The 25,541-nt window shown below is 73.2% G+C and carries 18 protein-coding genes, 1 pseudogene and 1 riboswitch; of the genes and pseudogenes, 11 read left to right on the top strand and 8 right to left on the bottom strand.

Annotated elements, in window-relative coordinates; all coding sequences use genetic code 11:
* Positions 1-25 precede the first annotated feature (25 nt).
* Both ABZ370_RS21935 and ABZ370_RS21930 read right to left on the bottom strand, forming a co-directional pair.
* Positions 26-655, bottom strand: coding sequence for a response regulator (locus ABZ370_RS21935; protein ID WP_358623364.1), 630 nt, complete (start codon positions 653-655; stop codon positions 26-28).
* A complete protein-coding gene (locus ABZ370_RS21930) occupies positions 652-4,935 on the bottom strand; it encodes a HAMP domain-containing protein (RefSeq protein WP_358623361.1) in 4,284 nt (1,427 codons plus the stop codon). Before ABZ370_RS21930 ends, ABZ370_RS21935 begins: the two co-directional genes overlap by 4 nt.
* Positions 4,936-5,031: 96 nt before the next feature.
* Between ABZ370_RS21930 and ABZ370_RS21925 the strand changes: the two genes are divergently transcribed.
* Positions 5,032-6,888: a SpoIIE family protein phosphatase gene (locus ABZ370_RS21925; protein ID WP_358623359.1), complete on the top strand. Its 1,857-nt coding sequence runs from the start codon at positions 5,032-5,034 to the stop codon at positions 6,886-6,888.
* A 140-nt stretch (positions 6,889-7,028) separates the two neighbouring features.
* Here ABZ370_RS21925 and ABZ370_RS21920 read toward each other — a convergent pair whose 3' ends face one another.
* From ABZ370_RS21920 to ABZ370_RS21895, 6 genes are all read right to left on the bottom strand, one after another.
* On the bottom strand, positions 7,029-7,835 hold the full coding sequence (locus ABZ370_RS21920; protein WP_358623562.1) for an enoyl-CoA hydratase/isomerase family protein: 807 nt from the start codon (positions 7,833-7,835) through the stop codon (positions 7,029-7,031).
* A 105-nt stretch (positions 7,836-7,940) separates the two neighbouring features.
* The gene (locus ABZ370_RS21915) at positions 7,941-8,162 is read right to left on the bottom strand and encodes a helix-turn-helix domain-containing protein (RefSeq protein ID WP_009718933.1); all 222 of its coding nucleotides are present in this window, start codon (positions 8,160-8,162) and stop codon (positions 7,941-7,943) included.
* Positions 8,163-8,619: 457 nt separating this feature from the next.
* Positions 8,620-10,218 (bottom strand): ribosomal protection-like ABC-F family protein, encoded by a 1,599-nt coding sequence (gene abc-f / locus ABZ370_RS21910; protein WP_358623356.1) that lies wholly within the window; start codon positions 10,216-10,218, stop codon positions 8,620-8,622.
* 194 nt (positions 10,219-10,412) lie between these two features.
* Entirely contained in the window at positions 10,413-11,819 is a 1,407-nt protein-coding gene (locus tag ABZ370_RS21905; RefSeq protein ID WP_358623353.1) for a hypothetical protein, read from the bottom strand.
* A gap of 137 nt (positions 11,820-11,956) precedes the next feature.
* Positions 11,957-13,084, bottom strand: a complete 1,128-nt coding sequence (locus tag ABZ370_RS21900) for a hypothetical protein (protein ID WP_358623351.1) — start codon at positions 13,082-13,084, stop codon at positions 11,957-11,959.
* Positions 13,085-13,189: 105 nt separating this feature from the next.
* A complete protein-coding gene (locus ABZ370_RS21895) occupies positions 13,190-13,945 on the bottom strand; it encodes a class II aldolase/adducin family protein (protein ID WP_358623349.1) in 756 nt (251 codons plus the stop codon).
* 237 nt (positions 13,946-14,182) lie between these two features.
* Between ABZ370_RS21895 and ABZ370_RS21890 the strand changes: the two genes are divergently transcribed.
* From ABZ370_RS21890 to cobC, 10 genes and pseudogenes are all read left to right on the top strand, one after another.
* On the top strand, positions 14,183-15,499 hold the full coding sequence (locus tag ABZ370_RS21890; RefSeq protein WP_358623347.1) for an inorganic phosphate transporter: 1,317 nt from the start codon (positions 14,183-14,185) through the stop codon (positions 15,497-15,499).
* 15 nt (positions 15,500-15,514) lie between these two features.
* A complete protein-coding gene (locus ABZ370_RS21885) occupies positions 15,515-15,745 on the top strand; it encodes a hypothetical protein (RefSeq protein WP_358623344.1) in 231 nt (76 codons plus the stop codon).
* Between the two features lie 166 nt (positions 15,746-15,911).
* Positions 15,912-16,052, top strand: a riboswitch (cobalamin riboswitch).
* 141 nt (positions 16,053-16,193) lie between these two features.
* Positions 16,194-17,174: a cobalamin biosynthesis protein gene (locus ABZ370_RS21880; RefSeq protein WP_358623341.1), complete on the top strand. Its 981-nt coding sequence runs from the start codon at positions 16,194-16,196 to the stop codon at positions 17,172-17,174.
* Entirely contained in the window at positions 17,171-18,703 is a 1,533-nt protein-coding gene (locus ABZ370_RS21875; protein ID WP_358623338.1) for a cobyric acid synthase, read from the top strand. The genes ABZ370_RS21880 and ABZ370_RS21875 overlap by 4 nt, the downstream gene beginning before the upstream one ends.
* Before the next feature lie 58 nt (positions 18,704-18,761).
* Complete coding sequence (locus ABZ370_RS21870; RefSeq protein ID WP_358623336.1) at positions 18,762-20,930, top strand: putative cobaltochelatase; 2,169 nt, start codon at positions 18,762-18,764, stop codon at positions 20,928-20,930.
* Positions 20,930-21,526: a cob(I)yrinic acid a,c-diamide adenosyltransferase gene (gene cobO / locus ABZ370_RS21865; protein ID WP_358623333.1), complete on the top strand. Its 597-nt coding sequence runs from the start codon at positions 20,930-20,932 to the stop codon at positions 21,524-21,526. The genes ABZ370_RS21870 and cobO overlap by 1 nt, the downstream gene beginning before the upstream one ends.
* Positions 21,520-22,977 carry a cobyrinate a,c-diamide synthase gene (locus ABZ370_RS21860; RefSeq protein ID WP_358623331.1) on the top strand — a complete coding sequence of 486 codons (1,458 nt, stop codon included), beginning with the start codon at positions 21,520-21,522 and terminating at the stop codon, positions 22,975-22,977. The genes cobO and ABZ370_RS21860 overlap by 7 nt, the downstream gene beginning before the upstream one ends.
* A gap of 90 nt (positions 22,978-23,067) precedes the next feature.
* A pseudogene (locus ABZ370_RS21855) lies at positions 23,068-23,481 on the top strand (cobalamin biosynthesis protein); the annotation flags it as partial.
* 101 nt (positions 23,482-23,582) lie between these two features.
* A complete protein-coding gene (locus ABZ370_RS21850; RefSeq protein WP_358623328.1) occupies positions 23,583-24,419 on the top strand; it encodes a sirohydrochlorin chelatase in 837 nt (278 codons plus the stop codon).
* Entirely contained in the window at positions 24,409-25,497 is a 1,089-nt protein-coding gene (gene cobC / locus ABZ370_RS21845) for an Rv2231c family pyridoxal phosphate-dependent protein CobC (RefSeq protein ID WP_358623325.1), read from the top strand. The genes ABZ370_RS21850 and cobC overlap by 11 nt, the downstream gene beginning before the upstream one ends.
* The last annotated feature ends 44 nt before the right edge of the window (positions 25,498-25,541 follow it).

The following is a 25,541-nucleotide window of genomic DNA, read 5'->3' as shown; positions in this document are numbered from 1 at the left end:
GCTGCCGTCGGCGGCCCCGGGAGGTTCATCGGCCCTTGATGGCCTGACGCGCCGCCCGCAGCTCTTCCACGGTGCGGGCCAGCTCGGTGACGCAGTCGGCCAGCCCGGCCGTCTCCTCCTCACTGCCCCCGCCCGCACGCAGCACCTCCGCCGTGCGGGCGAGCTGTTCGGACACCCGTTCCAGCCGCTCGTCCGAGGGGTCCGGTTCACCGGCCAGCTGGCGCCGCAGCTGCTCGGCCTGGGCGGCGAGCTGGAGGGTCTTGCGGTGCAGATCCAGAAAGACGTTGACCTTGGTCCGCAGCAGCCAGGGGTCGATGGGTTTGGTGAGGAAGTCGGCGGCGCCGATGGCATAACCCCGGTAGGGGTAGTCCGAATCGGCGTCGGTGCCGGTCAGCAGGATGATCGGGACGTCCTTGGTCTGGTCGAGACGCTTCATGTTGGCGGCGGTCTCGAAGCCGTCCATGCCCGGCATCAGGACGTCGAGCAGCACGACGGCGAAGTCCTGCCGCAGCATCGCCTTCAGCGCCTCCTCGCCGGAGTGGGCCCGTACGAGACGCTGGTCGAGCGGGCCCAGGACGGCTTCCAGCGCGATCAGGTTCTCTTCCATGTCGTCGACGATCAGGATTCCGGCCCGGTCGGGGGCGGCGGCGCTCATGACTCCCCCCGCCTCGGCCTCGGCGGGCGCGTCTCCGCGTCCGGGCCGGTCCCGTCCCCGGGCTCATCGCCGTCGTCGGCGGCGTCCCCGGCTTCCGCCGTCTCCCCCTCTTCCACCGGGTCTACCGCCTCTACCGCCTCCCCTGCCTCCCCTGCCTCCGGGCCGCACACGGGGTCGAGCAGATCGCAGACCGTGGACATCAGCCGGTCGACGTCCACCGGCTTGGGGACGTAGCCGTTGGCGCCGCTTTCGAGCGCCTTCTCGCGGTCGCCCGGCATGGCCTTGGCGGTCAGGGCGATGATCGGCAGCTCGGCGAGCCGGGGGGTGCCGCGGATGGCCCGGATCGTCTCGTAGCCGTCCATCTCCGGCATCATCACGTCCATCAGCACCAGGGACACATCCGGGTTGCGGTGCAGCACCTCCAGCCCCTCGCGGCCGTTCTCGGCGTACTTCACCGTCATACCGACCCGGCCCAGCACATGGGTGAGCGCGAAGACGTTGCGGATGTCGTCGTCGACGATGAGGATGCGGCGACCGGTCAGCACCCGGCCGGGGCGGCCGCGCTGCCACTGCTGGAGCCGGGGGGCGTCCGCCGGTGCCTCGTCCCCGTGGCCGTCGCCGCCCTGCGGGGCCAGCAGATTCTCCAGGGAGCCACGGTCGCCGGCCACGCCGCTCTGGTCGCTGAACACGCCGCTGGGCGCGTGGTCGGCGGTGTCCGGAAGCGATTCGTCCGTGCCGGGCAGCGCCGCCGGGACCGTGGCGCCGGTGGCCCGGGGGTCCGAGACGTCGGGCGGCGGGATGACTCCGGCGTAGTGCGCGGGGACGTAGAACGTGAAGCAGGAGCCGACGCCCTGCTCGCTCTCGGCGATGATCCGGCCGCCCAGCATTCCGGCGATCTCCCGGCTGATGGACAGGCCGAGGCCGGTGCCGCCGTATTTGCGGCTGGTGGTGCCGTCGGACTGCTGGAACGCCTCGAAGATCACGGGCAGCTTCTCGGGCGCGATGCCGATGCCGGTGTCCCTGACGGAGAAGGCGACGACCGCGTCCGCGTCGCGCAGCGTCTCCTCCTGGAACTCCGTGCCGACCGCCCGCTCCACGCGCAGCTTCACCCCGCCCGAGGAGGTGAACTTCAGGGCGTTGGAGAGCAGGTTGCGCAGGATCTGCTGGATGCGCTGCTCGTCGGAGTACAGCTCGCGCGGTACGTCCTCGCCGACGGCGATCTCGAACGACAGGCCCCGGTCGATGGCGAGCGGCCGGAAAGTGGCGTGCACGTAGTCGAGCAGCTTCATCAGCGGCAGCTTCTTCGGGCGGACGTCCATCCGGCCCGCCTCGATCTTGGACAGGTCGAGGATGTCGTTGATCAGCTGGAGCAGATCGGAGCCGGAGCGGTGGATGGTGGTGGCGAACTGCACCTCCTGGGGGGACAGCCGCTGGTCGGCGTTGTCGGCGAGCAGCCGGGCCAGGATCAGCAGCGAGTTGAGCGGGGTGCGCAGCTCGTGCGACATGTTGGCCAGGAACTCGGACTTGTACTGCGAGGCCGTGGCCAGCAGCGCGGCCTTCTCCTCCAGCTCCGCGTTGGAGCGCTGCAGCTCGTTGGAGCGCTGCCGCAGCTCGGTGGTGAGCCGCTGCGATTCGGACAGCAGCGACTCGGTGCGGGCGTTGGCGATGATGGTGTTGATCGAGACGCCGATGGTGTTGACGAACTGGTCGATGAAGGCGAGGTGGACCTGGCTGAACCGGCTGAAGGAGGCCAGTTCGATGACGCCGAGCACCTGGTCCTCGTACAGGATCGGCAGGATGACGACGCTGGTGGGGAGCGCGGTGCCGAGTCCGGAGTTGATGGTGATGTAGTCGGGCGGGACGTTGTTGATCAGAATCCGCTTCTTCTCCATGGCGGTCTGGGCGACCAGCCCGCGGCCTCCGGTGCCGGAGGCGGGCAGCGGACCGTTGTTCTCCTCGGTGCCGTACCCGGCGATCAGTTTCATGCCCTCGCCCGGTCCGGCCCCGGGCTGACCGAGGAAGAACGCTCCGAACTGGGCGTTCACCAGCGGGGCCAGCTCGCGCAGGATCAGGTCGGCGACCTCGACCAGATCGCGGTGGCCCTGCATCATGGAGGCGATACGGGCCAGGTTGGATTCCAGCCAGTCCTTGGCGCGGGTGGTCTCGCGGAGGTTGGCCACCATGAGGTTGACGTTGTTCTTCAGCTCGGCGACCTCGCCCTGCGCCTCGACCGAGATGGACCCGGACATATCACCCTTGGCGACGGCGGAGGCGACCTCGGCGATGGCGCGCACCTGGGTGGTGAGGTTGAGGGCGAGATCGTTGACGCTGGTGGTCAGCCGCTTCCAGGTGCCGTAGACGCCCTCGACCCGGGCCTGGCCGCCCAGCTGGCCCTCGCTGCCGACCTCGCGGGCGACACGGGTGACCTCGGAGGAGAACGAGGAGAGCGTGTCGACCATCGTGTTGATGGTCGACTTCAGCTCCAGGATCTCGCCGCGCGCGTCCACGTCGATCTTCTTGGACAGATCGCCCTGGGCGACCGCGGTGGCCACCTGGGCGATGTTGCGGACCTGGCTGGTCAGGTTGGACGCCATGAAGTTGACGTTGTCCGTCAGGTCCTTCCACACCCCCGACACACCCCGCACCTGCGCCCGGCCACCGAGCTGGCCCTCGGTGCCCACCTCACGGGCCACCCGGGTCACCTCGTCGGCGAACGCCCGGAGCTGCTGGACCATGGTGTTGACGGTCTCCTTCACCTCCAGGATCTCGCCCCGGGCGTCCACGGTGATCTGCTTGGACAGATCGCCGTCGGCGACCGCGGTGGTCACCTGGGCGATGTTGCGGACCTGGGTGGTCAGGTTGAGCGCCATGAAGTTGACGTTCTCGGTGAGGTCCTTCCAGACCCCGGACACGCCCCGGACCTGCGCCTGGCCGCCCAGGTTTCCCTCGGTGCCCACCTCGCGGGCTACCCGGGTCACCTCGTCCGCGAAGGACGACAGCCGGTCCACCATCGTGTTGATCGTCGACTTCAGCTCCAGGATCTCGCCCTTGGCCTCCACGCCGATCGTCTTGCTGAGGTCGCCCTCGGCGACGGCGGTGGCGACCTGGGCGATGTTGCGGACCTGGGAGGTCAGGTTGTCCGCCATGAAGTTGACGTTCTGGGTGAGGTCCTTCCAGACCCCGGACACACCCCGGACCTGCGCCCGGCCGCCGAGCCGACCCTCGGTGCCCACCTCACGGGCCACCCGGGTCACCTCGTCCGCGAACGCGGACAGCTGGTCGACCATGGTGTTGACGGTGTTCTTGAGCTGGAGGATCTCGCCCCGGGCGTCGACGGTGATCTTCTGGGAGAGGTCACCGGTGGCGACCGCGGTGGTCACCTGGGCGATGTTGCGGACCTGGCTGGTCAGGTTGGACGCCATGAAGTTGACGTTGTCCGTCAGGTCCTTCCACACCCCCGACACACCCCGCACCTGCGCCCGGCCACCGAGTTCGCCCTCGGTGCCCACCTCACGGGCCACCCGGGTCACCTCGTCCGCGAACGCCCGGAGCTGGTCGACCATCGTGTTCACGGTCAGCTTCAGCTCCAGCAGCTCACCGGTGGCCTCGACGGTCACCTGCTGGGTGAGGTCGCCGCGGGCCACGGCCGTGGTCACCACGGCGATGTCGCGGACCTGGCTGGTCAGCCGGGAGGCCATGGCGTTGACGGCCTCGGTCACCTCGCGCCAGTCCCCGGACAGCCCCTGGACCTTGGCCCGGCCGCCGAGGCGGCCCTCGGTGCCGACCTCGCGGGCCACCCGGGTCAGCTCGCCGGTGAACAGCGACAGCTGATCGACCGTGCGGTTGACGCCGCTGGCCAGCCGTCGCAGATCGCCGCGCAGCTGGCGGTTGCCGTCGTGCAGGTCGACCCGCCTGGTCAGATCGCCCGCGGCGATGGCGTCCAGCACCCGGGTGGCGTTGGACACCGGCCCGGTCAGCGCGTCCACCAGCTGGTTCGCGTCGTCCACGCTGGTCGTCCACGCGCCCTGGCCAGGGCTTGCGCTGATCCGCTCGTCGAGGCGCCCCTGGCGCACCACCTCGCGTCGGACCCGCTGGAGTTCGGAGGCCAGATGTGCGTTGCGCGCCACCAGCTGGTTGAACGCTCCGGCCATTTCGCCGAGCACGCCCTCGCTCGCGCCGTCCATACGTACGGTGAAGTCGCCGTCGCACAGGGCGTTCATCGCCGCCAGCAAGGACCTCAGCTCGGCAGTGCACTCCGCGGGATTCGGGTCGCGTGCCATGGCGTCGTCCCTTTAAAAGATCATTAGATATCCCTACGTCTGTCATAATATGGCACCTAGATGGCCTAATCCGCCCGAAACGTCCAGGAGCCGCACGTGGGGGCTTTGCTTCCTCTCTCGCGCGAGTCCGTTGCCCGGACCACGCTGCCCGGAAGCGTGCGCGCACCAGGGGCGGCGCGCACGTTCGTCCGCACCACGCTCGCGGGCCAGACCGCGAAAGAAATTCTCGGACCGGACGCGATCGGCGCCCGGGTGACCGAGGATGCCGTCCTGCTGGTGAGCGAGCTGGTGACCAACGCCGTGCTGCACGCGGGCACCCGGGTCGAGGTCACCTGCCGCCTCCGGGCCGGGAACGGACCGGAGGATTCCGGCGAGGCCTCCGATGTGCCGCCGGACCGCCCCGGCATCGTCATCGAGGTCGCCGACCTGCACCCCGCCAGCGTGGTGCTGGGCGGGCCCGACACCCAGCGCCACGGCCGGGGCCGCGGCCTCCAGCTGATCGGCGCGATCGCCGAGGCCTGGGGCGTGACGTACCACCGCACCCGCAAGTCGGTGTGGTTCCGCCTGGGCACCGAGACGGCGGCGGCCCAGGTCGACTCCGAACCCGCCGAGGCACCCGGCCGCGCGCAGCCCGCCACCGCGCCCCGCGCCCCCACCCCGCCGCGTGAACGCCGCGACCGGACCGCCGAATGGGTCGACCGCGGCGGGCCGTCGTTCCTCGCCGAGGCCAGCGAGCTGCTCACCGGGCAGCTGGACGAGAACATGGTCGCCGCCCTCGCCGGGCAGCTGCTGGTGCCCCGGCTGGCCGACTGGTGCGCGGTATGGCTGAACACCGAGAGCGGGCGGCTGGAGCTGCGCCGGGTCTGGCACAACGACGAGCGCCGCATCGAGGCGCTCCGCGCCGCGCTGGAGAGCGATCCGCCGCCGACCGGGCTCGGCGCCCCCGGCACCCCCTGGCCCTGGCCCGAGGCCGTCGACCCCTCCGGCGCGGGCGGCTCCGCGCTGTCCTTCCCGCTCATCGCCCGCGGCCGCGGCTACGGTGTGCTGCTGCTCGGCCGGACGGGGGTGGCGCAGATGACCGAGGGCGTGGTGCGGCTCTCCGACGACGTGGCGCGGCGGATCGCCCAGGCCGTGGCCACCGCCCGGCAGTACACCCAGCAGGCCACCATCAGCCGGGCGCTGCAGCGCCGCCAGCTGCCGGTCTCGCTGGCCCCCATCCCGGGCGTGGACACCGCGATCGTCTACGAGCCGCACGGCGAGGGCCAGACGGTCGGCGGCGACTTCTACGACCTGTTCCCGATGGGCGGCCGCCGCTGGTGCTTCCTGCTCGGCGACGTCTGCGGCAGCGACCCGGAGGCGATGTCGGTCACCGGTCTCGCCCGCCATCTGGTGCGGCTGCTGGCCCGCGAGGGCCATGGCGTGGAGTCGGTGCTCACCCGGCTCAACCAGGCTTTGGTGGAGGAGGAGGCGGAGGCCACGGCGCTGGGCGGCGACCAGGCCCGGGCGCGTTTCCTCAGCCTGCTCTACGGGGAGCTGGAGCCCGACCCGGAGTCCGGCGGTGCGCACTGCGTCCTGGCCAGCGCCGGGCATCCGCTGCCGCTGCGGCTGAGCACCGACGGCACGGTGGCACCCGCGGCCCTGCCGCAGATGCTGCTGGGCATCGACGACGAGCCCGACTTCCACGCCGACTCCCTGGACCTGGCGCCGGGCGAGACGCTGCTGTGCGTGACCGACGGGGTCACCGAGCGGCGGGACGGCAACCGGCAGCTGGACGACGACGACGGCCTGGCCGACATCCTGCGCGGCTGCGCGGGGCTCGGCGCCAAGGCCATCGCGGAGCGGATACGGCTGGCCGCGCATAACTTCGGCACCGAGCCGATCGACGACGATCTCGCGGTGCTGGTGCTGGAGGCGGTACCGACGTCGACACAGGACCTGCCCCGCGGCACGTGAGCCCCGCTGGGCGAGGCGAACCGGAGCAGCTGGTCCCGCTGATAGTCGTCCTCCACCAGCGGGAACGGCTGCCCGTGGACCAGCTGATCCGCAGCTGTCCGTCTCGTCCGGGGCGAGGAGGCGGCGAGGAGGAGGCGAGCCTAGTCCGCCAGACCGGCGAGGTCGCGGACGCGGCGGGCCTGGGCGGCGCGCTCGGCGGCGCGCTGCTCGTCGTACGTACGGTCCGCCGCGCCCCGCAGCAGCGCCTTGGTCTCGACCACCGCGTCGCGCGGGGCGGCGAGCAGGGCTGCGGCCAGGTCCTGGACCGCGCCGTCCAGCTCGGCGGCGGGCACCACGAGGTTGGCGAGGCCGGTGCGCTCGGCTTCCTGGGCGAGGACGGAGCGCCCGGTCGCGCAGATCTCCAGCGCCCTGGCGTACCCCACGAGCCCGACCAGCGGATGGGTGCCGGTCAGGTCGGGCACCAGCCCGAGGCTGGTCTCGCGCATCGCGAACTGTGCGTCATCCGCGCACACCCGCAGGTCACAGGCGAGGGCGAGCTGAAAACCGGCCCCGATCGCATGGCCCCGCACTGCGGCGATGGACACGATGTCGTTGCGCCGCCACCAGGTGAACGCGTCCTGGTAGGCCGCGATGATCGCGTCCAGCTCGGGGTCCGGGCGGCGGGCCATCTCCGGGAAGGACGGCTCGCCGTCGAATCCCTCGGGGGTGAACGCCTGCCGGTCGAGACCCGCCGAGAAGGACACGCCCTCAGCACGCAGCACCACGACCCGCACACTGCCGGGCAGCAGCGACCCCGCCTCGCTCAGCGCCCGCCACAACGCGGGCGACTGGGCGTTGCGCTTGGCCGGGTTGGTCAGGGTCACCGTGGCGACCGCGTCTTCGACGGTGAGCGATACGCCGTCCTTGTCGAGCAGGGTCACAGGATGCCTCCGGTCGGCTGCGGTCAGTACAAGTGACTGAACAGTAACCACCCGGTCGAACGGACGATCAACCGGGTGGCACTGTCCACACCTGCTGCCGCCGGTGACGAACCGCCGACGCGAGACGCGCGATCAGGCCGATGCGGCCTTCTTGCCTCGCGTCGCGCCACCGCGACCACGTAGGGACACTCCTGATTCGCTGAGCATCCGGTGGACGAATCCATAGGAACGGCCGGTCTCCTCGGCCAGCGCCCGGATGCTCGCACCGGAGTCGTACTTCTTTTTCAGGTCTGCCGCGAGCTTTTCGCGCGCGGCGCCGGTCACCCGGCTGCCCTTCTTCAGAGTCTCGGCCACCCGTGCCTCCTCATGGGAAGTGCGCTCTGTGACTCTCATGATCACCCCTAGGCGCCGTCCTGGCCACCCATTCGGCAAGACCTGTGGAGGAAGGATTCCGGGAAATGGCGCCATACGAGCCTTCGGAATCCAGGATTCCGGCGACTTCTGGCCTGCAACTCTTTGTTGATCAGCGAAGAAGAGGCAGGTCAGGGCCCACGTGCCAGAGGATGACCGGAGAGTGACCGGCGCGCGGCACGTGCCGTGCGCCGGTCGTGGGCGGCGCGCCGCGATACGAGCCGTTCTCACTCAGATGACGGATCACGCCTAGGCCGAATGATCTACGAGGCTGTGGATCAGGGGCTCCGGCCGTCGGACGCTCGGACGGTCCGGCGGTCAGGCGGTCAGGCGGTCAGGCGGTCAGGCGGTCAGGCGCGAGGAAACGGGCCGGACGACGCCGGAGGTCAGGCGCCGGAGGTCAGGCCAGCGCGACCAGATCCGCGTAGTCCGCGCCCCACAGGTCCTCGATGCCGTCCGGGAGCAGAATGATCCGCTCCGGCTGGAGGGCGTCCACCGCGCCCTCGTCGTGGGTCACCAGCACCACCGCACCCGTGAAGGTGCGCAGCGCGCCGAGGATCTCCTCGCGGCTGGCCGGGTCAAGGTTGTTGGTGGGCTCGTCGAGCAGCAGGACGTTGGCCGAGGAGACGACCAGGGTGGCCAGCGCGAGCCGGGTCTTCTCACCGCCGGAGAGCACTCCGGCGGGCTTGTCGACGTCGTCGCCGGAGAACAGGAACGAGCCCAGCGTCTTGCGGATCTCGACCAGGTCGAGGTCGGGGGCGGCCGAGCGCATGTTCTCCAGGACGGTACGGTCCGGGTCGAGCGTCTCGTGCTCCTGCGCGTAGTAGCCGAGCTTCAGCCCGTGGCCGGGCTGGACCTGACCGGTGTCCGGCTTCTCGACCCCGGCCAGCAGCCGCAGCAGGGTGGTCTTGCCCGCGCCGTTGAGGCCCAGGATGACGACCCGGGAGCCCTTGTCGACGGCCAGGTCGACATCGGTGAAGATCTCCAGGGAGCCGTACGACTTCGACAGGCCCTCGGCGGTCAGCGGGGTCTTGCCACACGGCGCCGGGTCCGGGAAGCGCAGCTTGGCGACCTTGTCGGACTGCCGCACCGCCTCCAGGCCGGACAGCAGCTTCTCGGCCCGCCGGGCCATGTTCTGCGCGGCGACCGTCTTGGTGGCCTTGGCGCGCATCTTGTCGGCCTGCGAGTTGAGCGCGGAGGCCTTCTTCTCGGCGTTGGCGCGCTCGCGCTTGCGGCGCTTCTCGTCGGCCTCGCGCTGGGCCTGGTAGAGCTTCCAGCCCATGTTGTAGATGTCGATCTGGGAGCGGTTGGCGTCCAGGTAGAAGACCTTGTTGACGACCGTCTCGACGAGGTCGACGTCATGGGAGATGACGATGAAGCCGCCGCTGTAGGTCTTCAGGTAGTCCCGCAGCCAGGTGATGGAGTCGGCGTCGAGGTGGTTCGTCGGCTCGTCCAGCAGCAGGATGTCGGAGTCCGAGAACAGAATCCGGGCCAGCTCGACGCGGCGCCGCTGACCGCCGGAGAGGGTGTGCAGCGGCTGGCCGAGCACCCGGTCCGGCAGGCCCAGGCTGGCCGCGATGGTCGCGGCTTCCGCCTCGGCCGCGTAGCCGCCCTTGGTCAGGAACTCCGTCTCCAGGCGCTCGTACTTCTTCATCGCGCGCTCGCGGGTGGCGCCCTGGCCGTTGGCCATGCGGTCCTCGTTCTCGCGCATCTTGCGCAGCACGGAGTCGAGGTCGCGGGCGGAGAGGATGCGGTCGCGCGCGAGGACGTCGAGGTCGCCGGTGCGCGGGTCCTGCGGCAGATAGCCGACCTGGCCGGAGCGGGTGATGCTGCCGCCGGTCGGCATGCCCTCGCCCGCCAGGCACTTGGTGAGCGTGGTCTTCCCGGCGCCGTTGCGGCCGACGAGACCGATGCGGTCGCCCCTGGCGATACGGAAGGAAGCGGACTCGATCAGAACACGGGCGCCGGCACGCAGCTCGACGCCGGAGGCGGTGATCACGGGAATTACTCCTGGGCAGGGTGGACGGCGGACGGGACGGACCAGCGGGCGGGGCCGACGCCGTCTAATGCACGAGGAGAATTGCCATGCGGGTCAGTTTAGCGGTGCGGGCAACCGGATTTTCCCCCGGGGTCCGGGTGCTCCAGGCCCTCCCCGCCTTCCCTCCGGGGCCTCCCCCGCCCTCCGCGGGCCCCTCAGACGCCGCCCGTGTGGACCTGGAAGGCCGCCCGGCGCACCGCCTTGGCGAGGGCCGGGTCGGGGTGCGCGGCGGCCAGCGCCACCAGCACCTGCACCGTACGGGGGTGACCGACGGCACGTACCTCCGCCAGCAGCGCGGGCACCGTGCCCTGCACCGCGGACTCCAGGTGGCGCACCAGCAGCGGGCTCTCGCCGTGGTCGGAGATGGCCGCGGCGGTGTCCACCCACAGCCAGGTGGCCTCCTGGCGGGTGAGCACGTCCAGCGCGTCCTCGGCGTCGGCGCCCTCGTGCTCGGCGAGCCACAGCAGCGCGTACGGCCGCAGGCACGATTCGTCGACGACGGCCCGCACCGCGGGTTCGGCGGGCGCCCCGGCGACCCGCAGCGCCTCGAAGGCGAGCCCGCGCAGCAGCGCGTCATCGCCGCGCGCCGCGTCCAGCAGTTCGGTGATGGCGCTGCCCACCGGGCGCGCGGCGAGCCAGGCCCGGTACTCGGCGCGGGCGGGCCCGGGGGTGAGGCCCGCGCAGCCGCGCAGCATGTCGGCGGCGGGGTGCTCGATGTTCCCGGCGGGGCTCTGGGCGGCCACGCAGATCTGCTCCAGCTTGACCCACACCGCCCAGTTGCCGAGCGCGGTCAGGACGGCGTCGCCTTCGAGGACGGTGAGCGCCCCGACCGAGGCGAGGGCGTCCAGGGCCCAGCCGAGCAGGGCCTCCAGCGCATCGTCGTCGGCCTCGGCGGCGCTCGGCCGGTCGGGGTCGCCGACCGGTGCCGGGGCGATGGCATCGACTGGTGCGCCCACCCCGTACGGCACCTCGCAGCGCTCGGTGCGCAGCTCGGCGACCCGCTTGCGCAACATGTCCAGCAGCGTGGAGATCTGCACCGGGCCCGCGGACAGCTGGAGCAGCGGCAGCAGCTGCGGTACGGCCTCGACCACCTCGGCGACGGCCGTGGGCTCGGCGGTCTCCGGGGCGGGGCTGGCCAGCGACCAGGCGTCGAGCAGCGCGACCCAGCCGCGCAGCACCGCGCTGTCGTCGCGGTCCCAGGCCTGGAGCCGCCAGCCGGGGCGGGCGGTGCCGCCGTGCAGATCGACGAGTCCGACGAGCCGGGCCCGGTCCCAGTCGGCCCGCACCTCCTCGGCGCTGCGCCGGAGTGTCGCGGCGGCGCGGGCGGCGGTCTCGTCGGAGAGGGCCCCCAGCGAGTCGTCCTCGGCCGCGGCCCAGCGGGCCACCTCCACGGCCCCGACCAGCCCCGCACGGGCCTGCCGGGCCAGCTCCGGACGGGGCGGCGTGCCCTCGGGCGGGCGTGGCGCCGGCCGGGAGCGGTTCGGCGCGGGCCTGGTGGCGGTGGCCATCGGCCGCTGGCGGACGAGTCGGAGCCGGGAGTCGCGCGGAGTACGGGACGTCACAGAAGCAGTCTCGCCGTTGACGGCCCGAAAGCCCAATCGGCACCCGTCCGGCGGTCGCCGCGGCCGGATGACGGCACGTAGCCGGAACCGCCTGATGGCCTCCGTGGCCCTCTAGATGAGGGGCGTGAGGAAGCGGCCTAGATGAGGGGCGTGAGGAAGCGGCGCAGGGCCTCCTCGTAGCCTCGCGGGTCGGCGTTCCACATCGCGGCGTGCGGGGCGTGCCGCACCGGGTGAAGGGTGACCAGCTCGGGCCGGGCGTCGGCGAGTTCACGCGAGGCGCCCCAGGGCGCGAGGGTGTCGTCGGGGCCGTGCACGATGAGCGTGGGCACCGGCAGGCTCCCGGGGTCGGCCGCCTCCGCGAGCTTGCCGTCGTGCAGCCCGGTGCGCCCTTCCGCCGCCCGGACGGCGAGCGGGAGCAGGGCGGCGGGGGTGCGCCGCGCCGTCGCGAGGGCGCGCAGGGTGGCCCGCCAGTCAAGCACCGGGGAGTCCAGGACGATGCCGCTGATCCGGTGCCGCAGTGCGGAGTTGGCGGCCGCGTGCAGGGCCATGGAGGCGCCGGTGGACCAGCCGTGCAGGACGACGCTCTCCGCCCCGTAGCGGACCGCGTAGCGGATGGCGGCGTCGAGGTCGCGCCACTCCGTCTCGCCGAGGTGGCTGATGCCGTCGGGCGGGCGCGGGGCGCCGGGGTCGCCGCGGTACGCGAGGTCGAGCACCGGTATCCGCAGCCGGTGCAGCAGCTCCATGACGACCATGGGGTGTTCCCGGGTGGTGCCCAGGCCATGGGTGGTGATCACCCAGGTGGTGCGCTCGCCGGGCAGGAACCAGGCGGGCAGCGGCCCGAGTTCGCCGGGAATGTCGACATCGGCGTGGTCGAGGCCGAGCGCGTCCCGCGGGTTGCCGGTGTACACCTGCGGGGTGAGCCGTACCCGGGTGCCCGTGTCGAGGGTTCCGTGCGTGACCCGCTCCAGGCGGCGTACGACGCAGTCGGCGGGGTGCGGAACGCCCTCGTCCACCGGGCCGACGACGGCGTGGCACATCCGGCCGACGAGACCGTAGGTGCCGGGGCGCAGCGAGGCGAGCGAACGGGTGAGGGTGATCCGCCCGTCGCCGGTGGCGTGCACCGTCAGCGGTGGCTCGTTCGGCAGCGGCCGGTCGGGCGCCGGTCTGAGCGCAGCGTCGGTGACGTACCGGCCCGCCGCCACCGCGGCCGCGCCGACACCGAGCAGAGTGGTGGCGGCAGCGACCGCCGTTGTCCGCACACGCATCCCTCCCAGTGTGGGCGGGGAGCGGCGGACCGGCCAGCGGGATGGGCTGTTTCGGGCCCCGCCAGGACCGGTCCAGGACCCGTCCGGGGCCGGGCGGCGGCCGCGCTACGGCTGGGCGGCGTCCCCGGCGTCCCCGGCGGGCTGCTGGCCGTAGCCGCTGAGCTTGGCCGCGGCGCGCTCCAGTTCGGCGGGCGGGAGGAGGGTGGGGGTATGGCCGGGAACGGCGGCCGCGGCCAGCCAGACCTGGCACATCCACTCCAGCTGGGCGGTGCGGTCGTACGCCTGGTCCAGCGTCGCGCCGTATACGACGGTGCCGTGGTTGCGCAGCAGACAGCCGGAGCGGTCGCGCAGCGCGTGCAGCATGTTTTCGGCCAATTCATCAGTTCCGTAGAGCGCGTAGTCGGCGACCCGGACCGGCCCGCCGAGCGCGGCGGTCATGTAGTGGATCGCGGGGAGTTCACCGACGAGCGTGGAGACCGCGGTGGCGTGAACGGCATGGGTGTGGACGATGGCTGAGGCGTCGTCCGTGTGACGGTAGACGGCGAGGTGCATGGGGAGCTCGCTGGTGGGCGCGAGCGTGCCCAGCACCTGGCGGCCGTCGAGGTCGACGCCGACCGCGTCACGCGGGCCGAGCCGGTCGTACGGGACGCCGCTCGGGGTCACCAGGACGGTGTCGCCGACCCGGACCGACACATTGCCCGAGGTGCCGACGACGAGCCCGTCGGCGGTGGTTCTGCGGGCCGTCCGCACCACATGCGCCCAGGCCTGCCGCAGGGGCTGGGTCAGCCTCGGCTGCGGCCGTCGCGCCGACTGCGTCCGTCGTACGGACTGCGGCTGTCGTGCCGATCGCGGCTCCGTCATGGGCCCTCACCTCCGGGCGTGATCCTTCCACAGGAACACCGGACGGAGCGGCTTACATCAGCCCGATGTATGGATGTCAAATACCGTATGGCGAAAGGGAGTCCGGTCGAAAACCAGCCGTTCTCACACCACCGCGCCCGCGTCACCATGAAGCCCGCCTCAGTTCATCTCCCGTTCACCCAGTTTCCTTACGTTCACCGTGGCACTGACCGCCCTCCGAACTGATTGACCGGGTGTATGGAACACATCACGCTTCTCATCGGGATCGTGATCGTCACGGCCTTGGTGTTCGACTTCACGAACGGCTTCCACGACACGGCCAACGCCATGGCCACCACCATCTCCACCGGAGCACTCGGTCCCCGGGTCGCGGTGGCGATGTCGGCAGTCCTGAACCTCGTCGGCGCCTTCCTCTCCATAGAGGTCGCCAAGACCATCTCCGGCGGCATCATCGACGAGGGGTCCGGCATCCAGCCCGAGGTGATCTTCGCGGGGCTGGTCGGCGCGATCCTCTGGAATCTGGTGACCTGGCTGGCCGGTCTTCCGTCCAGCTCCTCACACGCCCTCTTCGGCGGCCTCATCGGCGCCACCGTGGTCTCCGTCGGCATGGACGGGGTCAACGGCGACGCGGTCGTCATGAAGGTCCTCATCCCGGCCGTGGCCGCGCCGGTCGTGGCGGGCATCGCCACGGTGGCCGCCACCCGGCTCACCTACCGGCTGGCCCGCGACCGGGCCGCGGAGGACACCGCGAAGGGCTACCGCGCCGGGCAGATCGCCTCGGCCGCCCTGGTATCCCTGGCCCACGGCACCAACGACGCACAGAAGACCATGGGCGTCATCACCCTCGCGCTGGTCACCGGCGGCGTCATCGCCCCCGACTCCGACCCGCCCATGTGGGTGATCGTCTCCGCCGGTCTCGCCATCGCCCTCGGCACCTACCTGGGCGGCTGGCGCATCATCCGCACCATGGGCAAGGGCATCACCGACATCCAGCCGCCGCAGGGCTTCGCCGCCCAGACCGGCGCCGCGACCGTCATCCTGGCCTCCTCCCACATCGGTTTCGCGCTGTCCACCACGCAGGTCTGCTCGGGCGCCGTCATGGGCGCGGGCGTCGGCCGCAAGGGCGGGGTGGTGCGCTGGTCGACCGCGGGCCGCATGGTCGTCGCGTGGGTGCTGACCCTCCCGGCCGCCGGTCTGGTGGCCGCCGGTGCGGCGCTCCTGGCCGGCCAGGGCAGCGGGGGCATCGCCGCGGTCGCCGTCCTCGCGGTGCTCGGCTGCGGTGTCATCTGGGTGCTCTCGCGGCGCAAGCCGGTGGACGCCAGCAACGTGAACGCGCCGGGTGCGGAGTCCGCCGAGCCGGTCGGTGTCGTCACCGCCGCCGTGCGGTCGGTGGCCCCGCCGCCCGCCGGGAAGGCCGCCTCGGCCGGGTCCGCACAGCCGACGACCGTGTCTGCCACCGCCGGCACCGACGGCACGCGCGGCACGGATACCCGGAACGCCTCGTCCCCCTCCGCACCCACTCCCGCCGCCGCGGGAACCCGTTCCAGCAGCTGACAGGGAGCACACACCATGCAGATCGACTGGGCGGCACTCGGCCAGGTCTTCGGCATCAGCCTCGCGGCAACGGTCGGCGTCGTAGGGGTCTTCACCCTGGGCATCATGGGCACCTCCCGTACGGCTCAGGCGCAGCCCCAGGCCACCGCGGGCGGCGCGTCCCCGGTTGCGCGCACCGGCGCGTACGCCTGTTTCGCGCTGTGCGCCGCGGTGGTGGCGTACGGCATCTATCTGATCGTGGCCTGAAAGCCACGGAAGCCGCGGGGCGGTGGGCGCTATCGGCGCCCGCCGCCCCGCGGTCGTTGCCAGGTGTGCGCCTGTGGAGCTCCGCACACTCTGGCATCGCAGGTCAAATGCGAGTTGACGGCCATTCGCACCCCATGGTGGACTTCCCGAGCCAAACGGCGGCAGGAGAGGAAGCCGGTGAGAATCCGGCGCGGTCCCGCCACTGTCACCGGGGAGCGCTCTCCCCTCACCGCAAGGGGTCACGGCCGTCCGTAGCGAGGAGGGCTGGAAGACCGGGAGAGCCGCCGATCCGGGAGCCAGGAGACTTTCACCGCCGGTCACGTCGAACCAGGGCGCGGACCCTGAGTGAGGACATACCGCCATGCCCGGCACTGCCACGCCGTCAGCTCCAACTGTCCGTATGCTCGGCGGCGGTCCCCGCCGCAGAGGCATGACGGCGGTCTGAAGGATGCGTGCCGATCACGCCTCGTACGCGTGCGGCGCCGCACTCGGCTTCCTCGGCGACCTCGCCACGGGCGATCCGCGCCGCGGCCATCCGGTGGCCGCGTTCGGGCGCGCCGCCGCGGCCGTCGAGCGGCGGCTGTGGCGCGACCACCGCGGTTCCGGGGCCCTGCACACCGCGCTGTGCGCGGGCGGTGCGGCCGCCGGTGCCGCGCTGCTGGCGCGTACCGTACGCACCCTCGTGGGGCCCTCCCGTGCCGCCGACGCCGCGCTGACCGCCGCCACCACCTGGGCCGTGCTGGGCGGTACCTCGCTGGTCCGGGAGGCCCGGGCCATCGGTGACGCGCTGGCCGCCGGGGACGTCGACGCCGCGCGGGAGCGGCTGCCCCATCTGTGCGGACGCGATCCGCAGGCCCTGGACGAGCGGCAGATCGCGCGGGCGGTCGTCGAGTCGGTGGCCGAGAACACCTCGGACGCGGTGGTGGGCGCGCTGGTGTGGGGGGCCGTGGCCGGGGTGCCGGGGCTCGTCGGCTTCCGGGCCGTCAACACGCTGGACGCCATGGTGGGCCACAAGTCGGCCCGATACCGCCGGTTCGGCTGGGCCGCGGCCCGGCTGGACGACGCCGCGGGCTGGCCCGGCGCCCGTCTCACCGCGGTGCTGGCCACCCTCGCCGGGCCCGACCCGCGCGGCGCGCGGCGCGCCTGGCGCGCCGACGGCGGACGCCACCCGAGCCCCAACGCGGGCCCGGTGGAGGCGTCGTTCGCGGGCGCGCTGGGCGTCCGGCTGGGCGGCACGCTGACGTACGGGGGCCGGGTCGAGCACCGCCCCGTGCTGAACCCGGGCGGCCGTCCCGTGACGGCGGCCGACATCCCGCGCGCGATCCGCCTCTCGCGGCGGGTGGCGGCGCTGGCCCTGCTCACCACCGTCGCGGCTCGCTCCGGTGCCCCTCAGGGCTCCGGAGCCGATCAGGAAAGGGTGAACCGATGACCCTGGGGGGCGGACTGCTCATCGCGGGGACGACCTCGGACGCCGGTAAGAGCGTCGTCACGGCGGGCATCTGCCGCTGGCTGGCGCGCAAAGGGCTCCGGGTCGCCCCGTTCAAGGCGCAGAACATGTCGCTCAACTCCTTCGTCACCAAGGACGGCGCCGAGATCGGGCGGGCCCAGGCCATGCAGGCCGCCGCCGCGCGCGCCGAACCGAGCGCCCTGATGAACCCGGTCCTGCTGAAGCCGGGCAGCGACCGCAGCAGCCAGGTGGTGCTGCTCGGCAAGCCGGTGGGCGAGATGAGCGCGCGTGGCTACCACGCGGAGTGGCGGCGCGAAGGCCTCCTGGAGACCGTCACCGACTGTCTGAACGAGCTGCGGCGCACCCACGACGCGGTGATCTGCGAGGGCGCGGGCAGCCCGGCCGAGATCAATCTGCGCCGTACCGACATCGTCAACCTGGGGCTGGCCCGGGCCGCCGGGCTGCCGGTCGTCGTGGTCGGGGACATCGACCGCGGCGGCGTCTTCGCGTCCTTCTTCGGCACGACCGCGCTGCTGTCCCGCGAGGACCAGCGGCATATCGCCGCCTATGTGGTGAACAAGTTCCGCGGCGACGTGACCCTGCTGGAACCCGGTCTGGACATGCTGCGCGACCTCACCGGGCGGCCGACCGTCGGCGTGCTGCCGTACGCGCACGGCCTCGGCATCGACGAGGAGGACGGACTGCGCGTCTCGCTGCGCGGCACGGTGCGCGAGAGCGTCGTCGCACCGCCGCACGGCGCGGACCTGCTGCGGGTCGCGGTGACCGCCGTACCGCTGATGTCCAACTTCACCGACGTGGACGCGCTGGCCGCCGAGCCGGGCGTGATCGTGCGCTTCGTGGACCGCCCGGAGGAGCTGGCCGACGCCGATCTGGTGGTGCTGCCGGGCACTCGGGGGACCGTGCGCGCGCTGGAGTGGCTGCGCGAGCGCGGCCTCGCCGACGCGATCGCGCGGCGGGCCGCGGAGGGGCGGCCGGTGCTCGGCATCTGCGGCGGCTTCCAGGCGCTCGGCGAGCGAATCGAGGACGAGGTCGAGTCGAAGGCCGGAACGGTCGCGGGCCTCGGGCTGCTGCCCGTACGGGTCCGCTTCGCCGCAGGTAAGACCCTGGCCCGGCCGGTCGGCGAGGCGCTGGGCGAACGGGTGGAGGGCTACGAGATCCACCACGGGATCGCCGAACTGCAGGGCGGCGGCGACGAACCCTTCCTGGACGGCTGCCGGGTGGGCTCCGTATGGGGCACGCACTGGCACGGCTCACTGGAGAGCGACGGCTTCCGCCGCGCCTTCCTGCGGCGGGTCGCGGAGGCGGCGGGCCGGGCGTTCGTGCCCGCGCCGGACACCCGCTTCGGGGAGCTGCGCGAGGAGCAGCTCGACCGGCTGGGCGATCTGATCGAGGAGCACGCGGACACGGACGCGCTGCTGAGGCTCATCGAGGGCGGCGTACCGGACGGACTGCCCTTCGTACCGCCCGGAGCGCCGGGAGGAACGGATTGAGCACGAGACGCGAGCCCGCACGCACCGACCGCGCACGCACCGTAGGAGGTACCCGAGCATGACCACCACTGCCTACCCGTTCACCGCGGTCGTCGGAATGGACGACATGCGGCTAGCCCTGCTCCTCAACGCCGTCTCGCCCGCCGTGGGCGGCGTGCTGGTGCGCGGCGAGAAGGGCACGGCCAAGTCGACGGCCGTGCGCGCCCTGTCCACCCTGCTGCCGCCGGTCGGCGTCGTCCCCGGATGCCGCTTCTCCTGCGATCCGGCCGCGCCCGACCCGGACTGCCCGGACGGACCGCACGAGACCGTCGCCGGGGACGCGCGCCCCGCGCGGATGGTGGAGCTGCCGGTCGGCGCCTCCGAGGACCGCCTCGTCGGGTCGCTCGACATCGAGCGGGCGCTGTCCGACGGGGTCAAGGCGTTCGAGCCGGGGCTGCTCGCCGACGCGCACCGCGGGGTGCTGTACGTCGACGAGGTCAACCTGCTGCACGACCACCTGATCGACCTGCTGCTCGACGCGGCCGCCATGGGCGCCTCCTACGTGGAGCGCGAGGGCGTCTCCGTACGGCACGCCGCGCGCTTCCTCCTGGTGGGCACCATGAACCCGGAAGAGGGCGAGCTGCGGCCGCAGCTGCTGGACCGCTTCGGGCTCACCGTCGAGGTCACGGCGTCGCGGGACACCGAGGAGCGGGTCGAGGTGGTGCGCCGGAGGCTGGCGTACGACGAGGACCCGGCCGGGTTCGCCGTGCGCTGGGCGCACGAGGAGGGCGAGCTGCGGGAGCGCATAGCGGCGGCGCGCGCCCTGCTGCCCGCCGTCCGGCTGAGCGACCGCGCGCTGCGCCAGATCGCGGCGGTGTGCGCGGCGTTCGAGGTGGACGGGATGCGCGCGGACATCGTGACGGCGCGTACGGCGACGGCGCTGGCCGCCTGGGCGGGCCGGACGGATGTGCGGACCGAGGACGTGCGGCAGGCGGCGCTGCTGTCGCTCCCCCACCGGCGGCGGCGGGCGCCGTTCGACGCGCCGGGGCTGGACGAGGACAAGCTGGACGAGGTGCTGCGGCAGTTCGAGGACGAGGAGCCGGAGCCCGAGCCGGAAGCCGCCGAGCCCGATGAGGGCCCGGATGACGACCCCGATGGCCCGGGCGGGCCCGGCGGCGGTTCCGACGGCGGAGACGGCCCCGACGGGCCCGGCGGCGGCCGTCCCCAGGACGGCGGGCAGGAGCAGGCGCCGCCGCCCGGCGGGCCCGAGCCGTCCATCCCCGAACAGCGGTCGGCCGAACCCGAGGCGTCGTCCGGCGCCGAGCCCGCGGAGTCCGAGGAGGGCGGCGGGGCCGGTGGCAGCGGCGGCGAGCGGGCGGCCGTGGGCGCCGCGGAGCCGTTCCGGACCCGGCGGCTGGACGTACCGGGGCTCGGCGAAGGCGCCGCCGGGCGGCGGTCGCGCGCCCGCACCGCGCACGGCCGCACCGCCGGTGCGCGCCGCCCCCGGGGGACGCTGACCTCGCTTCATCTGACGGCGACGGTACGGGCCGCCGCCCCGCATCAGCACAGCCGCGGGCGGAGCGGCCCCGGGCTGCTGGTGCGCCGGGACGATCTGCGGGAGGCGGTGCGGGAGGGCCGGGAGGGCAATCTCGTGCTGTTCGTCGTGGACGCGTCGGGCTCGATGGCCGCCCGCAAGCGCATGGGCGCGATCAAGGGCGCGGTGCTGTCGCTGCTGCTGGACGCCTACCAGCGGCGGGACAAGGTCGGCCTGATCACCTTCCGGGGCACGGGAGCGGAGCTGGCACTGCCGCCCACCTCGTCGGTGGACACCGCCGCCGCCCGGCTGGAACAGCTGCCGACCGGCGGCCGCACCCCGCTCGCGGCGGGGCTGCTGAAGGCCCGCGAGGTGCTGCGGGTGGAGCGGCTGCGGGACCCCTCGCGCCGTCCGCTGCTGGTCGTGGTGACCGACGGGCGGGCCACCGAGGCCAAGAAGGCCGCGGGCTCCGGCCGGGTCGCCGAGTCCACACCGGTGGAGCGGGCCGGGCGCGCGGCGCGGCTGCTCGCGGCCGACGGGGTCGCCTCGGTGGTGGTCGACTGCGAGGCGGGGCCGGTGCGGCTGGGCCTGGCGGGCACGCTGGCCCGCGATCTGCGGGGCACTCCGGTCACCCTCGACGAACTGCGCGCGGACAGCGTCACGGCGCTGGTCCGCGATGTACGGACGGTACAGAACACACGAAGGGCAGCCTGATGCCGCAAGGACAACCGACCGTCGTCCCCGACGACGGGCTGACCACCCGCCAGCGCCGCAACCGGCCGCTCGTGTTCGTGCACACGGGCGTGGGGAAGGGCAAGTCGACCGCCGCGTTCGGCCTGGCGCTGCGGGCGTGGAACCAAAACTGGCCGGTCGGTGTATTCCAATTTGTAAAGTCCGCGAAATGGAAGGTCGGCGAGGAGCGTGCGCTGCGCGTCCTCGGCGACTCGGGCGAAGGGGGGACCGTCGCATGGCACAAGATGGGCGAGGGCTGGTCGTGGGTCCAGCGCGACATGGCTTCCAGCGAGGAGGCCGCACGCGAGGGCTGGGAGCAGGTCAAGCGCGATCTCGCGGCGGAGACATACCGGCTCTATGTGCTGGACGAGTTCGCGTACCCCATGCACTGGGGCTGGGTCGATCCTGAGGAAGTGGTGTCGGTCCTGCGCGACCGGCCGGGTACGCAGCATGTGGTCATCACGGGGCGCAACGCACCGGCGCCGCTGGTGGAATTCGCCGATCTGGTCACCGACATGTCCAAGGTCAAGCACCCGATGGACACCGGTCAGAAGGGCCAGCGAGGCATCGAGTGGTGAGAGTCCCCAGACTGGTCGTCGCCGCGCCCGCCTCCGGCAGCGGCAAGACGACCGTCACCGCCGGGCTGATGGCCGCCTTCGCGGAGCGCGGTCTCGATGTCTCCCCGCACAAGGTGGGCCCGGACTACATCGATCCCGGCTATCACGCGCTGGCCGTCTCGTCCGCCGGTGGCGGCCGGGCGCCTGGTGGCCGGGCGCCTGGTGGCGGGGCCGGGCGGCCGGGGCGGAATCTGGACGCCTATCTGTGCGGTCCGGACCGGATCGCCCCGCTGTTCCTGCATGGGGCGGCGGGCTGCGATCTGGCCCTGATCGAGGGCGTGATGGGGCTGTTCGACGGCGCGGCCGGGCAGGGCGAGCTGGCGTCGACGGCCCAGGTGGCCAAGGTGCTGCGGGCGCCGGTGGTGCTGGTGGTGGACGCGTCGTCGCAGTCGCGTTCGGTGGCGGCGCTGGTGCATGGCTTCGCCTCCTGGGACCCGGAGGTGCGGGTCGCGGGGGTGATCCTCAACAAGGTCGGGTCGGACCGGCACGAGGCGATGCTGCGGGAGGCCCTCGAAGGGGCCGGGGTGCCGGTGTTCGGCGCGCTGCGCCGGATGCGCGAGGTCGGGACGCCGAGCCGTCATCTCGGCCTGGTGCCGGTGGCCGAGCGGCGCACGGAGGCGACGGACGCGGTGGCGGCGCTGGCCACCTGGGTGCGGGAGGGGTGCGATCTCGACGGGCTGATGGCGCTGGCGGGCAGCGCGCCTCCCCTGTCCGGCCCGGTGTGGGACCCGGTGGCGGAGCTGGGCCCGGCGGCGGCCGTCGCCGGGGGGCCGCGGCCGGAGGGGCGGCACCCGGAAGGTCCGCGTCCGGTGGTCGCCGTGGCGGGCGGAGCCGCGTTCACCTTCTCCTACGCGGAGCACACCGAGCTGCTCACCGCCGCGGGTGCGCAGGTCGTGCCGTTCGACCCGCTGCGGGACGAGCGCCTCCCCGAGGGCGTCGGCGGGCTGGTGATCGGTGGCGGCTTCCCGGAGGTGTACGCACCGGAGCTGTCGGCGAACGAGCCGCTGCGCGCCGAGGTCGCGAAGCTGGCGGCGACCGGGGCGCCCATCGCCGCCGAGTGCGCCGGGCTGCTGTATCTGGCGCGTTCGCTGGACGGCCGCCCGATGTGCGCGGTGGTGGACGCCGAGGCACATATGTCGGATCGGCTGACGCTGGGCTACCGTGAGGCCGTGGCCATTTCCGACACCTCCCTCGCCGCCGCGGGGACCCGGGTGCGCGGTCATGAGTTCCACCGCACCACCGTCGAGCCGGGCGCGGGTCAAACGCCCGCCTGGGGGCTCGTCCATCCGCAGCGCCGCACCGAAGGGTTCGCACCGGGAAACGTGCATGCCTCGTATCTCCATGTGCACTGGGCGGCGGCGCCCGGTGTGGCGGCCCGGTTCGTGGCCGGGTGTGTGCCCGCCACCGGATGACGGAGGCGGTGACCCGAGATGGACCGACCTGAGATGGACCGACCACACCCCTCACACCTTTCACGCCCTTCACACCAGCCACACCCTTCACGGCCGCCGGATCTGATCGTCGGCGTCGGCGCGGGGCGGGGGGTGTCCGTGGGCGAGGTGGCCGGACTGGTGGCGGCGGCCCTCGCCGGGGCGGGCCTCGCGCCCGGCGGCGTCGCCGAGTTGGCGACGGTCGAGGCCAAGACCGGTGAGCCCGCGCTGCGGGCCGCGGCCGAGCGATTCGGGGTGCCACTGCGTGGGTACGGAGCGGAAGTGCTGGCCGCCGTCGAGGTGCCGAACCCGTCCGGGGCGGCGCTCACCGCCATGGGGACGCCCAGTGTCGCCGAGGCCGCCGCGCTGCTGGCAGCCGGACCGGGAGGCCAACTGCTCGTCGCCAAGCGGGCGTCGGAGCCGGGCGGTGGCGGGCCGTCGAGGGCCACCTGCGCGATCGCCCGCCGCGGCCCGCGAGATGGCCGAAGACCTGCCGTGGCGTGTCCCGACGGCGCTCAGTAACGTCTCGGGGCGATACTGCGCTTTCCCCCCGTGAGACCCGCTTCACCCTGCACCAAGGAGACCTCGTGACGACCCCGCCCGCGCTGCTCATCGCAGGCATCGGCACCCGAGACGACAGGCGCGCCGGCGCCTTCCAGGACTTCGTACGGGAGTTGGGCACGCAGCACCCGGATCTGCCCCTGGCGGGCGGCCTCACCGGGCCGGACGCGCCCCCGCTGTCCGACGCGGTGGCCCGGCTCGTCGGAGAGGGAGTGACCCGTTTCGCCGTGGTGCCCCTGAGCCTGATCCCGGTGGAACATCCCAGAGACGGGGTCGCCGCCGCGCTGGCCCAGGAGGCGGAGCGGCACGCGGACGCCTCGTTCGTCTTCGGCCGCCCGCTGGGCCCGGACCCCCGGCTGCTGCGGGTGCTGGAGCGGCGGCTGGACGAGGCGCTGGGCGGCGGTCGGCGCTCCCCCTCGGACCGGGCGCAGACCACGGTGCTGCTGGTGGGCGACGGGTCGCCACTGCCGGAAGGCAACGCCGAGGTGCACCGGGCCGCCCGGCTGCTGTGGGAGGGCCGCGGTTTCGCGGGCGTCGAGACGGCCTTCGCCTCACTCGCCGCGCCGGACGTGCCCTCGGGTCTCGACCGCTGTGTGCGGCTCGGGGCGAAGCGGATCGTCGTGCTGCCGTATTTCCTGTTCGGCGGCGACGCGCTGGAGCGGGTGCGGCAGCAGGCGGAGGGCTGGGCGCTGGCGTATCCGGAGGTCGAGGTGGTGTCCGCCGATGTCATCGGCCCGGCCGTGGAGTTGGCGGAACTGGTCCTGGAGCGCTACGAGGAGGCGGCCGGGGTGCCCGAGCGGGCCCAGCTCGACCCGGACGCCCACGCCCACTCCCATCCGGACCTCCACGCCGATGTCCGCTGAGATACCCGCCGACAGGGCGGCGGGGGCGGTCCCCGGGTTCGATCTGCGGCACCACGGGGACGCGGAGGTGCGGGGCGCCGACGCCGGGCTGACGGATCTCGCGGTCAACGTCCGGGCCGGTACGCCGCCGCGCTGGCTCAAGGACCGTATCGCCGCGTCCCTCGACGGGCTGGCCGCCTACCCGGACGGGCGGGCGGCGCGCGCCGCGGTGGCCGCCTGCCATGGGGTGCCGGAGGAGCGGGTGCTGCTGACGGCCGGGGCCGCGGAGGCGTTCGTGCTGATCGCCCGCGCCCTTCCGGCCCGGCGCCCGGTGGTGGTGCATCCGCAGTTCACCGAGCCGGAGGCCGCGTTGCGGGACGCCGGGCACCCGGTGGAGCGAGTGCTGCTCGACGAGCGGGACGGCTTCCGGCTGGACCCGGCGGCGGTGCCGGACGACGCCGATCTGGTGGTCGTCGGCAACCCCACCAACCCCACCTCCGTGCTCCACCCCGCCGCCGCGCTCGCCGGACTGGCCCGGCCCGGGCGGACGCTGGTGGTGGACGAGGCGTTCATGGACGCCGTGCCGGGCGAGCCCGCGTCGCTCGCCTCCCGCGCGGATGTGCCGGGGCTGATCGTGCTGCGCAGCCTCACCAAGACCTGGGGGCTCGCGGGGCTGCGCATCGGCTATGTGCTGGCGGACCCGGAGATCATCGCCGGGCTGGAGCGGGTGCAGCCGCTGTGGCCGGTGTCCGCCCCCGCCCTGGTCGCGGCGGAGGCGTGCTGTGCGCCTGCCGCGCTGGCCGAGGCGGCGCGGGCCGCCGAGCGGTCCGCCGCCGACCGCGCCTATCTGACCGGCCGCCTGGGCGAGTTCGCCGGGGCCGGGCTGCGGGTGTGCGGCCCGGCGGCCGGTCCGTTCCTGCTGATCCGGCTGCCGGACGCGGCGGCGATCCGGGCCCGCCTCCGCGAACTCGGCTTCGCGGTGCGCCGCGGCGACACGTTCCCGGGCCTGGGCCCGGACTGGCTGCGGCTGGCCGTCCGGGACCGCGATACGACCGACCGCTTCGTGATCGCCCTGGCCAAGGCCCTGCAGGAAAGCTGAGCCACGGCTGAGCAACGAAGGTCCGCGGGCCTGCCCGGGCGATG

This window comes from Streptomyces sp. NPDC005962, from assembly GCF_040629205.1.
In the GTDB taxonomy this organism is placed as follows: Bacteria; Actinomycetota; Actinomycetes; order Streptomycetales; family Streptomycetaceae; genus Streptomyces.
This window is presented reverse-complemented; position numbering and strand designations above follow the sequence as displayed.

Excerpts from the sequence above, each read along its gene's own strand:
- ABZ370_RS21930 (WP_358623361.1), bottom strand. The coding sequence starts at position 4,935 with ATGGCACGCGACCCGAATCCCGCGGAGTGCACTGCCGAGCTGAGGTCC.
- ABZ370_RS21895 (WP_358623349.1), bottom strand. The coding sequence starts at position 13,945 with ATGACGGAGCCGCGATCGGCACGACAGCCGCAGTCCGTACGACGGACG.
- cobO (WP_358623333.1), top strand. The coding sequence starts at position 20,930 with ATGCCGCAAGGACAACCGACCGTCGTCCCCGACGACGGGCTGACCACC.
- ABZ370_RS21880 (WP_358623341.1), top strand. The coding sequence starts at position 16,194 with ATGCGTGCCGATCACGCCTCGTACGCGTGCGGCGCCGCACTCGGCTTC.
- ABZ370_RS21875 (WP_358623338.1), top strand. The coding sequence starts at position 17,171 with ATGACCCTGGGGGGCGGACTGCTCATCGCGGGGACGACCTCGGACGCC.
- ABZ370_RS21885 (WP_358623344.1), top strand. The coding sequence starts at position 15,515 with ATGCAGATCGACTGGGCGGCACTCGGCCAGGTCTTCGGCATCAGCCTC.
- cobC (WP_358623325.1), top strand. The coding sequence starts at position 24,409 with ATGTCCGCTGAGATACCCGCCGACAGGGCGGCGGGGGCGGTCCCCGGG.
- ABZ370_RS21870 (WP_358623336.1), top strand. The coding sequence starts at position 18,762 with ATGACCACCACTGCCTACCCGTTCACCGCGGTCGTCGGAATGGACGAC.
- ABZ370_RS21935 (WP_358623364.1), bottom strand. The coding sequence starts at position 655 with ATGAGCGCCGCCGCCCCCGACCGGGCCGGAATCCTGATCGTCGACGAC.
- ABZ370_RS21890 (WP_358623347.1), top strand. The coding sequence starts at position 14,183 with ATGGAACACATCACGCTTCTCATCGGGATCGTGATCGTCACGGCCTTG.
- ABZ370_RS21900 (WP_358623351.1), bottom strand. The coding sequence starts at position 13,084 with ATGCGTGTGCGGACAACGGCGGTCGCTGCCGCCACCACTCTGCTCGGT.